Below are 13,625 nucleotides of genomic sequence, written 5' to 3' on the forward strand. Positions count from 1 at the left end.
CGAGAAAGCTAACTTCTGCGAGGCAAAATTCACCGGGGGCGCTGACTTCTCCGAGGCGAAATTCGACGAAAAACCAATATTTGAATACGCACTAGATAGTGAAACCTATAAAGCAAGGTTCTCTCATAGGGCTAATCCAGAAGATTATAACTTCGAGGTCTCGCCTGATAGCCCCTACAAAATTGAGACCTGGGAACAAGAACATAACGGCGTTAAGTTCATCATCCCTAAGGACACAGAACTCTTTGATCCAGATAAATCTTACGATCTGGAAGACAACGAAGACATTTAGTTAACGGCCTATCCAATAACACGACAGATTAAATTCTCCTTGCGACAAAGAAAAACATTGATCATCAGGAAGGAATCAATATGACAGAAACACCAAGAGATAATGAAGAAGCCAACGCCACTAATCCTGTTGGTAAAATCGAAAAGTTTATCAGCAAGCACTTCATATGGTTATTAGTGGGGCTTGCAGTCAGTGGCGGCGCTCTGGCTATTTTTGGACCTTGGCTACTCTATGTTAAAGGCTGGACCGGTGAAACCGATGCGAATCTTCGCCTTCACATCCTCTATGTCACCGGTGGCACTATTGCTGTTCTGGGACTCATAGAAACACATCGCAAAAATACAACAGACAGAATAAAAGCAGACGCCGATATTCAGAACTATCAGGCATCACAAGACCACCAGGCAAAGACACTCAACGAACAAGCTCGACAATTTACCGAAACCATCGCAAAGGAACGCGAAAAAATCGAAGCAGATAAAGCCAAAAACGAGCAGGATCATATACGACAGGTACACGCTGAGCGACGTAGCCGGTACAGCACTGCGGTTGAGCAGCTTTCTAACGATAAGGCATCTATCCGCCTTGGTGGTGTCTACGCTCTCATTGGATTAGCTGATGAATGGCTTGCGGATGAATACAGACTCCGTCAAGAAGGACAGATTATTATCAACAATCTCTGCGCCTATATCCGCTCCCCTTTTGATTTGGCTTATAAACACGAAGAACTTTCACAAGACCAAGTTCCCAAAGACTACAAAGGTGGGGCAGAAAAGTTCAACGAAGACCGAGGACGGTTTCGCGAAGAAAAAGATATACGCTTAGCAATTCTGGATGCAATCAATACTCGACGCGATTTCATCATCATTTTTAAAGATCGTAGTCAAGTAATCAGAAAAGGCTCATGGTCATATCTTGACTATGATTTTTCAAATGCATATTTCTTCTATGACGTTAATTTCAACTATATTTATTTTGGTGCTTCATCAAATTTCTCTGGGGCTATCTTTACTCAGGATGCTAACTTCTCTGGAGCAATCTTCACCGAAGGTGTTGACTTCTCCGGAACGACCTTTCATAAAGAGCCGATATTTATAAATGAGCTAGACTACGCACGTTTTTCTTATAGAATCGATCCAAAAGATTATAACTTCGAGGTTTCACATAATAGTCCCTACAAAATTAAGACCGAAGAACAAGAGCATAATGGCGTTAAGTTCATTATTCCTAAAGGCACAGAACTCTTCGATCCGGGCGAACCTTCCAAGTCCGAGCAGGCTGCCCTCTCCATCTAAAACCGCCGCCCCACATAACGCACCTGAGACCCTATTACCTAACCTCTGACAGTATGCTATAGGCTCTCAGCTGCATTATTCGCGGATGCCGATATTTTCCGTGTGCGGGCTCGCCGCTGGCATACACTTAAAACCATGTACCGCATCATGACTGTCTGCACCGGAAATATTTGCCGCTCCCCCGTGGGCGAGTACCTGATTCGTGAGCACGCGCGCCAGGCGGGGCTTGAGGTTGAGGTCGCATCCTCCGCCATCACGGACTACGAAATCGGCAACCCTATCGACACCCGCGCCGGGCGCATACTCACCGCGCGCGGCATCGACCCCAGCGGGCACCGCGCATCCAGATTCGTAGCCGAAGACTTCGACCGCTACGACCTGATTCTGGCGATGGACACCCCGCACTACCTGCACCTGAAACAGCTTGCGCGCACCGAGGACGACAAAGCCAAAATCCGCATGATGCGCTCCTTCGACCCCGCAATGGCGGGCAAAAACCTGGACGAACTGGGCATCTACGACCCCTGGTACGGGCAGATGCGCGACTTCGAATACACGACCGAGCTTATCGACACCGCGGCGCGGGCGCTGATCGCCGAGCTAAGCGCGACCCCGCAGGAAAACTAGCGCATGGGTGTGTGGAGCATCGGTTTCGGCAACGGTTACGAAACCAACGACGTTGAGGAAATCTTCGAGTTCTGCCTGAAAACATACCACGGACTCACCCTGCCGCCCTCGGACGAATACGGTATGCCTCTCGATACCACCACTTTCAGCGACGCCGCATTACCGCTCATCATCGGTATCGACGGGCGCAGCGGAAGCGGCAAAACAAGGCTCTCCGAGCTCCTAGAGCAGTCCTTATCTGCCGAAGGAATCGGTGTGCGCGTGCTCAATCTCGACTCCATCTACCCCGGCTGGGACGGGCTGGCGGAAGGCACCAAAACCTGGCGGAAAATCTCGCGGAACCTGCGCAACGGCAAGCCCGCTAGCTACCGGGAGTGGGACTGGCACGCGGATGCTCCCGGCCCCAAACACACGATCGACCCCACCCAGGAAACCGTCATCATCTGTGAGGGTGTGGGGGCGAGCGCCGGTACCTGCGATGTGCGCATCGTGGTGAAGGCACCCGACGAGCTGCGGTACAGGCGGGCAATAGACCGCGACGGCGAGATGTACCGCCCGCACTGGGAACGCTGGGCGGCGCAGGAAGAAGCCCTCTTCGCCACCTACTCCGCCAAGTATGCGCAGGCGGACCTCATCTACCGCACGGCGTAGCCCTCTGCCCTGCCGTTTGCTGTACCTGTACTTACCCTCCCCTGAGATAAAGAGCCTTGATTGTGAATAAAGAGTTAGAAATCCCGCTTTATTCACGAACAAGACTCTTTTTATGCGCCCAGCGGCGGCGAAAAAGTTTAGCGCGCACGCCACTTACGCCGGATGCGCGCATCCGCTAGACTAGAAAAGTTGCGTTTCCAGCCGGGTGTATTCGGCGCCGTTACGCGTTCATAAACCTAGAAAGCACTCTACCCGTGTCTTCGTCACAGACTACCTCTCAGCAGGGTCATGAGCACCCTGATCACGTTAAAGTTTCCTTCGGTATTCCTGCCCCCGTTATCGTCACCCTTGCCGCGCTAACCGCTATCGCTCCGCTGGGTATTGATATGTACCTGGCTTCCCTGCCCACGGTTGCCCGCGAGCTCAACACCACCGATGCCGCCGCATCTATGACCCTCAGCGCCTTCATGATAGGCATGGCGCTCGGGCAGCTTATGATCGGCCCGCTCTCCGATAAAACCGGCCGCCGCAAGCCCCTTCTGATTGGTTCCGTAGTCTGCTTTATTGCGACCGCACTGTGCGGATTCTCGCCCAGCATTGAGGTCTTCATTGCGGCGCGTTTCCTCATGGGCTTCAGCGGTGCTATCGGCGCAGTACTCGCCCGCTCGATCGTTGCAGATACCACCAAAGGGCTGGCAACCGCCAAGCTCATGGGCGTCATGATGATGATTAACGGGTTTGCCCCCGTTCTGGCGCCGCTCTTCGGCGGATGGGTGCTGTCGTGGGGCACGTGGCGCAATATTTTCCATGTGCTCACCGTAGTGACCGCGCTGCTCATGCTCGCCGTGATTTTCATTCTGCGCGAGACTCTTCCCGTTGAAAAACGGTACAAAGGTACCGCGCTGAGTGTCTACTCCGAGATTCCGAAAGTGTTCAAAATCCGCCGCTACATGGGTTTTTCCCTCACCATGTGCTTTGCCTTCGGCGCAATGTTCTCATATATTTCGGGTTCCACTTTCGTGCTCCAGAACATTCTGGGTCTCAATGCCGGGCAGTTTACTCTCGCCTTCGGGGTGAACTCCCTGGGCATTGTGGCAATGAGCTCGCTGGCAACCGCACTGGTTGGCCGTATCGGTCAGCGCGTGATCGTCAATATCGGCGTGATTTCTCTTCTGACGGTCTCAAGTCTGCTGACTATCTCATTCGCGCTGGGTATTTCGCTGTGGCCCACCCTGATTCTGCTGTTCTGCCTCACCTGCTCAGTGGGTCTGATTTTCGGTAACTCCTCGGCGCTGGCGCTGAACGAGGCGCGCCATATGGCGGGCAGCGCATCCGCCGTCATGGGCACGATTCAGGCGCTTCTGGGCGGACTTGCCGCGCCCTTGGTTTCGCTGGGCGGCGAGGGTTCCTATATGCCGATGGCGTTCTCAATTCTGGGCTTCGCACTGATGACCGCGCTTGTGCTCTTCACAACCCCGCGTAAGGACGCCGACTATGCGGCAGACGGCGGCGAAGGTGGGGGCTAGCGCTTCGCATCAAGCATGTTAATACGTTGATACCCAAGAAGCGGGTTTTTGCCGAAAAGGTGAAAAAATATCATCATTTTCGAGCAGAAACCCGCTTCTCCTCGTCATCGCCCTAGCTGCTGGTATTCTGATAAATCCTAAGATTTTAAGGAGACTGACCGTGAGCCCCGACGAAAACCTCACAAGTGCAGAGATCATCGAACGGTTCAACCACTTCTACGACTGCTGGCTGGATTCGATCACCGTAACCTATGCAAGTGGAACAGCTGTTCGTCTGCGGTTCTGCGCGGTGGACTGGAACCATGTAGACGGCGGCTGGGAGAAAGCTGCTAACGACGACGTCTGGCGGAACGTCACCGTAACCCTGAAAAATATTTCGGACTACCGGGTGCAAGGCCCGTTCATCAGCATATGCAGCGGAGTTCATACTCTCGAACGGGACGGCAAAATCGGGCTCGACGTCGAAGGGTACAACGACAACCCCGAAACCTTCGAGGACATCGCCGAGGCAGACATATACTTTATCGCCGAAAGCGCCACCTGGGAGCTGGGCCCGCTCGGCGTGCACTGCGGTGAGGGCACGTGAGCCACTACACTGGAAACATGACTAGTTCCGTGATGCTCCTAAATTCAGAGAACCCGCAAGGCGTTTCCGTAGACCCCACCCAGCCGCTTATCGGTGTGGAAGACCAAGGATTTACCCGTGGCGACGGCGTTTTTGAGACCATGCTCGCCGTTGATCGGCGGGTGCGAAAACTTGATATGCACCTCGCCCGACTCGAATCTTCGGCGCGTATGCTCGACCTGCCCGAACCCGACCTGCACCAGCTTCAGGATGCGCTGGCAAACCTTCTCGCCCAAGCCGTGCCCGGCGCCCACACTGAACTTGGCGAAGAGCATATCGTCAAAATCATTATCTCGCGCGGGCTGCCGAATGCCTCTGCGGGAATGCCCGCCGGACCATACACCCTGCTGATCGCATCCCCGGTACCCGAAACTACCGTGAATCAGCGGCAGAACGGCGTGAAGGCCATGCTGCTGCCGCGCGGGCACGACCCTGCCGACAACACCGCATACCCGTGGCTGCTGGCGGGCGCGAAAACACTGTCGTACGCAGTCAATATGGCGGTTTTGCGGTATGTGCACAGCCGGGGTGCGGATGACGCGATTTTTATGACCGACAACCGCCGCATTCTGGAGGGGGCAACTTCGTCGGTGCTGATGGCGCGTATCGAAAACGGTGTAAAGACGCTGTACACCCCCGAACCGAACCACGGAATCCTGCCCGGTACCACGCAGGGCGCTATTTTTGAGGCGGCGCGGCGCGACGGCTGGGAACTGGGCTACGGTCCGCTGTACCCGCAGGATCTTTTCGAGTCAGATGGGGTGTGGCTCGCCTCCTCGGTGCGTCTGCTCGCCCCGGTCACGCATCTGAACGGTACGGCATTAGCGCACGATGCGCAGCTCACGCACCGGTTCTTGGAATACCTGGCACAGGGCTAAGGTGCAGGGTTAGCGGCGCAAGACTGATACTTGCGCCGCGCCTTCAGCCCAGTTTTTCAGACCCGAGAACCTAGCGGCAACTTCGGTACGACTACTGCCACAAGAAGCGCAGAGTTCCCAGTCCCAGCGAAACCCCGTAGGCGCACGCCACGATCACGGCGGCGGCAACCACAACATACGCATCACGCCGGGAATAGGCGGGCACACGTGCCCAGGAGCGTTTGCCGGTGCCGAAACCACGCGCCTCCATTGTGACCGCAAGGCGCGAACCGCGGCGAATCGCTTGTACCATGAGAGCGAAGGCCTGCCCGGCACCGGTTTTGATGCGCCCGAGCGGGCCCTGACCCGCGCCCAGCCCGCGTGCACGCCGTGCCTGCCCCAGCGTATTCCACTCCCCAAACAGGATGCCGACAAGGCGCAACGCCGCCAACGCGGCAAGCACAAAACGAGCGGGCAGGCGGAAAGTTTGGGCAAGCGAATCGCCCAGGTCGGTTGGGTCTGTTGAGAGCACAAACGCGAAGGTCGGCAGAATCATCGCCAGGGAACGAATCATCATCGAAAACGCCGCCGCGAGTGACCCTTCCGTGATGGTGTTCAGCCCAAAATCGAGCAGTACGGCACCGGTTTTATTGACAAGGATCGCCACACTCCAGCCGGTGCTCAGCACCGCTATCAGGATAGGCCAGCTGCGCGCCAGCAGGTTTACCGGTCGAAACCCGACCGCAATGAACCCCAGCAGTTCCAGCCCAAAGATGATAGCCGCGGTTACCGGGTCTTGAATGAGGATTGCCGCAAGAACCAGCACGCCCGCAACCACTAATTTGACGCCCGCGTTAAGCCCGCCAAACCAGCTGTTGCGCTCGGCACTCGGCCCGAAAAAATCGGTATTCATGCGCTACTTCCCTCCCTGAAGGCCCCGGTCTGCGGGCTCATGCGGCAAGCTTTCGAGCGTGATGCTCCGCCCACCCAAAGCCGCCGTAAATTCGAGATCGTGAGTCACCGAGATCACCGCAACCCCCTCCGTGAGAAGCCCGCGAATCAAGCGCACCAGTTCGCCCCAGGTGCTCGCATCCTGCCCGAAGGTTGGTTCGTCAAGAATCAGCACGCGCGGCGCCGTCGCCAAAGCGGATGCGACCGACAGTCGGCGTTTTTGCCCGCCTGAAAGCGTGAACGGGTTGGCGTCTAAAAGTCCGTCTAAACGCAAGCGTTCGGCGAGGGATGCGGTGGCGGCGGCGAGCGCATCCTCATCAATTTTTTCGCGGCGCAGGGCGGCGAGGCGGCACGGGCCGAGTTCGAGTTCTTCGCGCACGCTGCCGCGCACGAATTGGTATTCGGGTTCTTGGAAAACGTAGCCGATGCGCCCGAGCAGTTGGGCGGGACTCCAGGAGGGAATATCCCAGCTGGCGGCTGTTTTCTCGCGGGTGAGGGAGCTTTCTGCCATTGGGTTTTGGTCGAACTCGCGCAGTGCTTCGTGCGCGTACAGGGTTCCGTTGGGGGCGTAGAGGAGCCCGGCGAGAGTGAGTGCGAGGGTTGATTTTCCGGCACCATTAGGGCCGAGGATGCTCAAGTGCTCGCCTTCTCGAATGCTCAGGTTAATACCCCCGCGCAGGGCGGGAATATCCAGGGGCACGGGTGCGGGTTCCAGCATGGTTTTGAGCTGTCGTCGGCGTGCCCGTAACTGTTTTTTGCTCGGAAATTCCCGCGTAATCGCAAGGTTTTCGGCGCTCAGGAGTATGCGCCCGCTCGGTGCCGTAGCGGCGGCGGGTTCGGGAACGTACCCGGGCACCCACACGCCGTTGGCAATGAGGGTTTCGCGGGCTTGGGCGAGCACGGTTTCGGGTGCGCCGTCGTGGGTGATGCCTCCGTCGGCACCAAGCACGATAACGCGGTCCATATGCTGCGCCCACACGCCCACCCGGTGTTCGACGACGATCAGGGTGGCACCGGTTGCCGTGACCGCCTGCACCACGGCATCGCGCACCTGTTGAACGCCCTCTGGATCGAGGTTCGCGGTGGGTTCGTCCAGCAGAATGGCGCGCGGGTGCATCGCCAGGATTCCGGCGAGCCCCAGGCGTTGTTTCTGACCGCCAGAAAGCGCATTCGTGGGATGCTCATGCGGCAGGTAGTCGAGCCCGACGGCGGCGAGCGCATCATCAACGCGCGCCCAGATTTCTTCGCGTGCGACCGCGAGGTTTTCGGGGCCGAAGGCTACGTCATCGCCCACACGAGCAAGTACGACCGATGATTCTGGGTCTTGCTGCATGAGCCCGATGAGTCCGCGTGCGTCTTCGGGGGCTACGCCGTCGATGCGCGCGCTGCCGCTTTGGCTCTGCCCGTCGTGATCGTGCAGCACCCCGGCGATAGCGTGCAGGAGCGTTGATTTTCCTGCGCCGGAGGGCCCCAGCAGCAGTACTTTCTGCCCGGGCTCGATGCGCAGGTTCACGTTCGAGAACGCTGGTTTTTCGCGCCCGGGGTGGTGCCAACCGAAGTTGTGAAGGTCGATTGCGGCACCGCGGGCGGGCGCATCGGGGGCGGTACTGTGTGGTTCGGTCATGGTTGCACCCTGGGTTGCGGGTGGTTCAGGATGTTCCGCATTTGAGGGTTTGAGCGTTGAGATAGGCTGTGACATACGCCTGCCTGCCCGTTATCCGCGTACGGTACGTGCCTGCACGCCGGAGGCCAGTGAGGCGAGTACCCCGGTTTTAGCGAGTGCTTTCGTGAGTCCCCAGGAGAGTACCCCGGCGAGTACAATTCCTGAGACGACCGCGCATACCACGTAGATGACGGCTTTGAAGATTTCCATGTCTGGGTAGTAGATGATGATTTCGTTGACGCCCATGAAAAGCCCGCTCAGTGCGCCCGCGAAGGCTGCTGTGCTGAGGTTCCAGACGCGGTATCCGAACACGGCGAAGGCGATTTCAGCGCCGATTCCCTGGAAGAATCCGGCGATGAGGATTGATTGGCTCCAGGCGCCTCCGGTGAGGAATACGGAGATGACGGCGGCAACGATTTCGCAGTAGAGTGCAGCGCCGGGCTTGCGGATAAGGTACCCCCCGAGCACACCGGCGAGCAGCCACATACCGGCGACGATGGGTCGGTATTCGGGGACCGCTGCGAAGAGCGTTTTAGTGGCGGGGTCTACGGCAATATCCCAGATCCAGAAGATTACCGCGCAGGCGGCGGCGACTACAGAGACGATGACGATTTCATTGACCCGCCAGCTGAGGCGAGATTTTTGAGACATATTTTCCTCCCATGATTGGAAGGGGAACATCCACACCCGTTGCGGGTGGGGTGTTGAGAAAACATATTTCGACTCCCTACGCCGGTACTAACCGGATCAGGTTCGAGGGTCTGCGTTGCACTCTCAGCGCCCGTCTGCGGCGCTCCCCTGTCGTGTTGCTTCGAGAGTTCGAAGCCTATAAACGTTTACATTCTATGCTGTATGAGTCGTTTTCTGTGAGTTCGTTGAGTTTTTGAATCGGTTTATGACAAGAACGTGTGGCAGGTCGGTAATATGATTCCTTGATTTGCCGCTGGTATACGCCTTTCAGACCCGCAATACTGTGCTTTTTCTCACGTTCTAGAGTTTTTACCCCGATTTTTCGTGTATACGCGCGTTAAAACAGGTCATGTTCTCTGCATCTGAGCCGCAAAGCCGATAGGCTAGGGATAGTCACTTCTGATTTTTGAGGAGAAGATATGAACCCCGTAGCAAAGATTGCTATCACCGGTGCCAATATGGCCGCCGCCGCCCTGACAAACAAAGGTCTTGGCGCAGCGTGGAAACGTGTGACCGGTAACGAACCTCCTACCATCGGTCCCGAGTCCGAAGACACTCTGCGCAATGTTATTGTGTGGACCGTCATCACCTCCGTGGTGGGTGCTCTGGTAAGCGTCGGTATTGCCCGCGCACAGCGCCGTTTCTTCTCATAATTTCACGGTGTATTTTGGGTGGATGCGCCGCCCCCGCAGCCTTCACGCTGCAGCGGTGTGCGCATCCTTTCCGATGTGCTGATCATGTTCCTGCTCAGAAAAGAACACGGCGCTCGGCACGCTGGGAGGCGATGCCTACGGTAGTGTCGCCGGGGTAAGCTACGAAACCAGCACCAGATTGAGGGCGCCTAGCTGCGTCTTACACGAAAGTGAACACATCCGTTATGACTAGACGCATTCCCGACCACAGTACCAGCCGCCGTTCGGTTGCCTCTTGGGTGCTGTGGGATGTCGGCTCGTCGAGCTTCGACACCATCATGATGACCTTCATTTTTACGGTCTATCTCACCAGCTCTTACTTCGGCTCAACCGAGGATGCATCGGCGGCACTGTCACTGGGATTGACCGTTGCCGGGTTCTGTATTGCCTTTTTCGCTCCGGTTTCGGGCCAGCGCGCCGATAAATCCGGTAAAGGTATTTTCTGGTTAGGTGTTAATACGCTTTCTCTGGTGGCGTTCTCTGGACTGTGTTTTTTCGTATTTCCCGATGAAGCGCATCTGTGGCTGGGCGTGATTCTCGTATCTGCGGCGAGCGTATTCAGCGAATTTGCGGTCGTGAATTACAACGCTATACTTCCACGCATTTCAACCCCGAATAATATCGGTAAAATCTCTGGGATCGGTTGGTCGGCGGGGTATGTGGGCGGCCTAGTGGCCCTAATTATCGTGTTGTGGGGCTTCGTACTTGAGCCTAACGGGCTGCACCTGAGCACCGATAACGCCTTCAATATTCGCGCAGTGGCGCTGTTTTCTGCCCTATGGTGCCTGATCTTCTGCACGCCTTTGCTAATTCGGATGCGCCGCCGCGAACGGGTGCTCCCGGAGGTCCTTCCCACAGGTGAACTCAGGTTCTTAGAACGCGGCCTAGCCAGGCTTTCTCCGGCACGCCAAGGCGGTCTTTTTGCAGCCTACAAGGAGCTGTGGCGCACCATTATGCGGCTGCGCACCACGGCACCGCAAACCCTTTATTTCCTGTGTGCCAGCGCTATCTTCCGCGATGGTTTAGCCGGTATCTTCACCTTCGGCGGCGTGCTGGCGGCTGGTTCCTTCGGGTTCAGCACCTCGGATGTCATTATTTTTGGTGTTGCCGCCAACGGTGTTGCCGCTGTAGGCGCGGTGCTGGGCGGGTACCTGGATGACTATCTGGGGCCCAAAAAGATTATTATTTTCTCGCTGGTGGCCATCCTGATCGCAGCCGTACCCCTGCTCTTGTTCCCCTACCCCATGACCTTCTGGATTTGCGCACTCATTCTCGCCCTCTTCGTGGGGCCCGCGCAGTCCTCGTCGCGTACCTTCTTGGCGCGTATCGCCGATCCCGGTACGGAAGGTGAGCTCTTCGGGCTGTATTCGACGACCGGGCGTGCAACCAGCTTCTTGGCACCCATGCTGTTCGGGCTGTTTGTCACGATTTTCAACGCCCAGGTGTGGGGTATTGTCGGCATTATGATCGTGGTGTTGGCGGGCCTGCTCATGACCCTGCCGTTAGAATCGCCACAAGCGCTTCACCTGCGCAAGGCACGCCGCGCCGAAAAGAAAGCGTCCAAGGCGGCGCAGCGGTAGTTCTTTACTCGCCCCCCTGACCTGCAAGTCTTACCCCGCGAGCAGATAGCGGATTGCTATCTGCTCGCGTATTTATTGGGTTTTTAGTTCGAGTCTTCTTCGGTATACAGCGGGTCGTCTACGGTGCGCATCGTGAGTATGCCGCTTTCGGATAGCTGCTCAACGACCTGGCGATGCGCGTCCTCGGGCAGCCCCTCAAACAACTCACGCATGACTTCGTAGTGCTCCCGCACCGTCAGTTCGTGAGCGGCGTTAATCCAACACTCTGCTGCGAATGCGGAAAGCTCATCCAGTGAATCTCCGTGATGCAGCAGGAATCTTTCTCCATCCACCAAGTACCCGGTAGTACCGAACATGCGCTGAAGAACCTGCGTGCCATTGGGGTATACGTTCGGCAGGCGGTCGGGCACCTCAAAGGTCTCGTATTCGTCCACTCTCTCGGAGTTCGGGAGCATGGCATCCTCGGCGAGAAGTTCACGCACGAGCGGCTCAATATCTTCAACCTCGGAATACACCAGCCGCCATACGCCGCCGCACTGCTCAAACAGGCGAATAATCGAGAGCACACCCTCGGGGTTGAGCGCCACGCCGGAGGTCTGCTCGGCAATCGACATGAGCGCATCCCCCAGGCTCACACGCTCAAGATAGGGTTTCGTGGGCTCATCGGTGCGCCCCACCATGACGACGCGAGCGGCTGTATAGCTCGTATCCTCACAGTCCGCCGCGTTCAGACCCAGATCCACAGGGTTGCGCTGTTCCTTCGGCTCGTCATCAGAGACTACCAGCGACAGCGGCTTTGGGTAGGGGTAAATCTCGCGGTCGGCGCCCACGATCGTGGTTTCGTCCGTCAGATAGGTGAACTTCTTCCCCAGATACTGCGCGGCAGTCGTCTTCCCCCGCCCCGAAGCACCCACCAGCACCAGTGCGCGCTTCGTAGCGGGGTCGCCGATGGCGGCGGCATGCAGCATGGTGCGCTTACCCGCCAACTGCTGAATCATAGCAACCGTCAGGTTAGACGTCAGAGTCTCCAACGCCTGCTTCTCGTTCTGAATATTAAGAATCTGCAGAATCCCGAACGGGTTCACCAGGTCGGGGTGCTCGTCAAACAGATTCACGCTCCCGTCCGTGAGCACAATAGCGTGCGCTACAGACTGGGTTGCCTCAAGGGCATCATGCACACTATCGAAGAGGCGCGGGGCTAGGCTCCCCCAGGTTTGTACGATCTGCTCGCGCAGCGCATCGGGAACACCGGGACCAAAAATAACCTTCAGATCGGCACCGGCAGGGCTTAAAGCCATTGTCTTGAACGACAAGGTATCTCCTTGAAAAAATCATGCGGACGGCGACTAGTCGCCAGATTTCTCAACGGGGATCTCTGTACGGTGAAAGTTCAGGTAGCTGCGCGATGCGGTCGGCCCGCGCTGCCCCTGGTAGCGGTTTCCGTATGCGCCGGAACCATACGGATGCTCAGCCTCGCTAGTGAGCCGGAAGAAACACAGCTGACCGACCTTAGACCCGGGCCACAGCATAACCGGCAGGGTCGCCATATTAGACAGTTCCAGGGTCACGTGCCCTGAAAAACCGGGGTCAATGAACCCTGCGGTTGAATGGGTCAAAAGCCCCAAACGCCCAAGTGAAGACTTACCTTCCAGGCGAGCCGCCACATCCGCAGGCAGGGTCACCTGTTCGTAGGTGGAACCGAGCACGAACTCGCCCGGATGCAGAATAAAAGGCTCATCGGGGGCAACTTCCACCAGGCGAGTCAGTTCTTCCTGCTCCTGCGACGGGTCAATATGCGGGTACTTATGGTTGTCAAACAGACGGAAAAAGCGGTCGATGCGCACATCGACGCTCGCCGGCTGAATCATCGAATCGTCAAACGGCTCAAGTACGATACGGCCGTCAGCAATTTCTCGTCGAATATCGCGGTCTGAAATAAGCACACTCTAAGGATACCGACTCCAGACTCCATACTTCACCATTGCTCAAAAAGAACAGCCGACAAATCAAAAATAAAAATCTGCGGCAAAGTGTGCGAACCGAGGCAGCACACGCTACACTAGGTTAAGTCCGATCACGGATGCGCGGCTGTAGCTCAATGGTAGAGCGCACGCTTCCCAAGCCTGATACGCGGGTTCGATTCCCGTCAGCCGCTCTCATAAACCCCTAGCTTCTG

Annotated in this window: 13 protein-coding genes, 1 tRNA gene, 1 pseudogene and 1 riboswitch; of the genes and pseudogenes, 10 read left to right on the top strand and 5 right to left on the bottom strand. The window is 56.9% G+C overall.

Annotation, left to right across the window (positions count from 1 at the left end; all coding sequences use genetic code 11):
• From HMPREF2554_RS00015 to HMPREF2554_RS00045, 7 genes and pseudogenes are all read left to right on the top strand, one after another.
• Nucleotides 1-292: pseudogene (locus HMPREF2554_RS00015) on the top strand (hypothetical protein); the annotation flags it as partial.
• Nucleotides 293-372: 80 nt separating this feature from the next.
• Complete coding sequence (locus HMPREF2554_RS00020) at nucleotides 373-1,587, top strand: pentapeptide repeat-containing protein (RefSeq protein ID WP_070553499.1); 1,215 nt, start codon at nucleotides 373-375, stop codon at nucleotides 1,585-1,587.
• Between the two features lie 147 nt (nucleotides 1,588-1,734).
• On the top strand, nucleotides 1,735-2,214 hold the full coding sequence (locus HMPREF2554_RS00025; RefSeq protein ID WP_238382403.1) for a low molecular weight protein-tyrosine-phosphatase: 480 nt from the start codon (nucleotides 1,735-1,737) through the stop codon (nucleotides 2,212-2,214).
• 3 nt (nucleotides 2,215-2,217) lie between these two features.
• The gene (locus tag HMPREF2554_RS00030; protein ID WP_083297415.1) at nucleotides 2,218-2,865 is read left to right on the top strand and encodes a nucleoside/nucleotide kinase family protein; all 648 of its coding nucleotides are present in this window, start codon (nucleotides 2,218-2,220) and stop codon (nucleotides 2,863-2,865) included.
• Between the two features lie 254 nt (nucleotides 2,866-3,119).
• Nucleotides 3,120-4,391 carry a multidrug effflux MFS transporter gene (locus HMPREF2554_RS00035; protein ID WP_083297416.1) on the top strand — a complete coding sequence of 424 codons (1,272 nt, stop codon included), beginning with the start codon at nucleotides 3,120-3,122 and terminating at the stop codon, nucleotides 4,389-4,391.
• Between the two features lie 160 nt (nucleotides 4,392-4,551).
• Nucleotides 4,552-4,977, top strand: a complete 426-nt coding sequence (locus HMPREF2554_RS00040) for a regucalcin (protein ID WP_070553502.1) — start codon at nucleotides 4,552-4,554, stop codon at nucleotides 4,975-4,977.
• Nucleotides 4,978-4,994: 17 nt separating this feature from the next.
• Nucleotides 4,995-5,894: an aminotransferase class IV gene (locus HMPREF2554_RS00045; RefSeq protein WP_070553504.1), complete on the top strand. Its 900-nt coding sequence runs from the start codon at nucleotides 4,995-4,997 to the stop codon at nucleotides 5,892-5,894.
• A 91-nt stretch (nucleotides 5,895-5,985) separates the two neighbouring features.
• Here the strand turns inward: HMPREF2554_RS00045 and HMPREF2554_RS00050 are convergent, their stop codons facing one another.
• The 3 genes from HMPREF2554_RS00050 to HMPREF2554_RS00060 all read right to left on the bottom strand — a co-directional run bounded on the left by HMPREF2554_RS00050 (nucleotide 5,986) and on the right by HMPREF2554_RS00060 (nucleotide 9,138).
• Nucleotides 5,986-6,786, bottom strand: coding sequence for an energy-coupling factor transporter transmembrane component T family protein (locus tag HMPREF2554_RS00050; RefSeq protein WP_070553506.1), 801 nt, complete (start codon nucleotides 6,784-6,786; stop codon nucleotides 5,986-5,988).
• Between the two features lie 3 nt (nucleotides 6,787-6,789).
• A complete protein-coding gene (locus HMPREF2554_RS00055) occupies nucleotides 6,790-8,448 on the bottom strand; it encodes an ABC transporter ATP-binding protein (protein WP_070553520.1) in 1,659 nt (552 codons plus the stop codon).
• Nucleotides 8,449-8,538: 90 nt separating this feature from the next.
• On the bottom strand, nucleotides 8,539-9,138 hold the full coding sequence (locus HMPREF2554_RS00060; protein WP_141744351.1) for an ECF transporter S component: 600 nt from the start codon (nucleotides 9,136-9,138) through the stop codon (nucleotides 8,539-8,541).
• Between the two features lie 56 nt (nucleotides 9,139-9,194).
• Nucleotides 9,195-9,297: riboswitch (TPP riboswitch) on the bottom strand.
• Nucleotides 9,298-9,596: 299 nt separating this feature from the next.
• Here HMPREF2554_RS00060 and HMPREF2554_RS00065 point away from each other — a divergent pair.
• Both HMPREF2554_RS00065 and HMPREF2554_RS00070 read left to right on the top strand, forming a co-directional pair.
• Nucleotides 9,597-9,830: a DUF4235 domain-containing protein gene (locus HMPREF2554_RS00065; protein ID WP_070553510.1), complete on the top strand. Its 234-nt coding sequence runs from the start codon at nucleotides 9,597-9,599 to the stop codon at nucleotides 9,828-9,830.
• A 224-nt stretch (nucleotides 9,831-10,054) separates the two neighbouring features.
• A complete protein-coding gene (locus HMPREF2554_RS00070; protein ID WP_070553512.1) occupies nucleotides 10,055-11,449 on the top strand; it encodes an MFS transporter in 1,395 nt (464 codons plus the stop codon).
• An 83-nt stretch (nucleotides 11,450-11,532) separates the two neighbouring features.
• Here the strand turns inward: HMPREF2554_RS00070 and HMPREF2554_RS00075 are convergent, their stop codons facing one another.
• Nucleotides 11,533-12,762: a hypothetical protein gene (locus tag HMPREF2554_RS00075; RefSeq protein ID WP_246825958.1), complete on the bottom strand. Its 1,230-nt coding sequence runs from the start codon at nucleotides 12,760-12,762 to the stop codon at nucleotides 11,533-11,535.
• 33 nt (nucleotides 12,763-12,795) lie between these two features.
• The gene (dcd, locus tag HMPREF2554_RS00080) at nucleotides 12,796-13,392 is read right to left on the bottom strand and encodes a dCTP deaminase (RefSeq protein WP_070521221.1); all 597 of its coding nucleotides are present in this window, start codon (nucleotides 13,390-13,392) and stop codon (nucleotides 12,796-12,798) included.
• A gap of 141 nt (nucleotides 13,393-13,533) precedes the next feature.
• Between dcd and HMPREF2554_RS00085 the strand changes: the two genes are divergently transcribed.
• Nucleotides 13,534-13,604: transfer RNA gene (locus HMPREF2554_RS00085), tRNA-Gly, on the top strand.
• The last annotated feature ends 21 nt before the right edge of the window (nucleotides 13,605-13,625 follow it).

It is taken from the genome of Rothia sp. HMSC071F11 (genome assembly GCF_001809115.1).
GTDB classification, from domain to species: domain Bacteria; phylum Actinomycetota; class Actinomycetes; order Actinomycetales; family Micrococcaceae; genus Rothia; species Rothia dentocariosa.

Excerpts from the sequence above, each read along its gene's own strand:
- HMPREF2554_RS00020 (WP_070553499.1), top strand. The coding sequence starts at position 373 with ATGACAGAAACACCAAGAGATAATGAAGAAGCCAACGCCACTAATCCT.
- HMPREF2554_RS00025 (WP_238382403.1), top strand. The coding sequence starts at position 1,735 with ATGACTGTCTGCACCGGAAATATTTGCCGCTCCCCCGTGGGCGAGTAC.
- HMPREF2554_RS00030 (WP_083297415.1), top strand. The coding sequence starts at position 2,218 with ATGGGTGTGTGGAGCATCGGTTTCGGCAACGGTTACGAAACCAACGAC.
- HMPREF2554_RS00045 (WP_070553504.1), top strand. The coding sequence starts at position 4,995 with ATGACTAGTTCCGTGATGCTCCTAAATTCAGAGAACCCGCAAGGCGTT.
- HMPREF2554_RS00050 (WP_070553506.1), bottom strand. The coding sequence starts at position 6,786 with ATGAATACCGATTTTTTCGGGCCGAGTGCCGAGCGCAACAGCTGGTTT.
- HMPREF2554_RS00055 (WP_070553520.1), bottom strand. The coding sequence starts at position 8,448 with ATGACCGAACCACACAGTACCGCCCCCGATGCGCCCGCCCGCGGTGCC.
- HMPREF2554_RS00060 (WP_141744351.1), bottom strand. The coding sequence starts at position 9,138 with ATGTCTCAAAAATCTCGCCTCAGCTGGCGGGTCAATGAAATCGTCATC.
- HMPREF2554_RS00065 (WP_070553510.1), top strand. The coding sequence starts at position 9,597 with ATGAACCCCGTAGCAAAGATTGCTATCACCGGTGCCAATATGGCCGCC.
- HMPREF2554_RS00070 (WP_070553512.1), top strand. The coding sequence starts at position 10,055 with ATGACTAGACGCATTCCCGACCACAGTACCAGCCGCCGTTCGGTTGCC.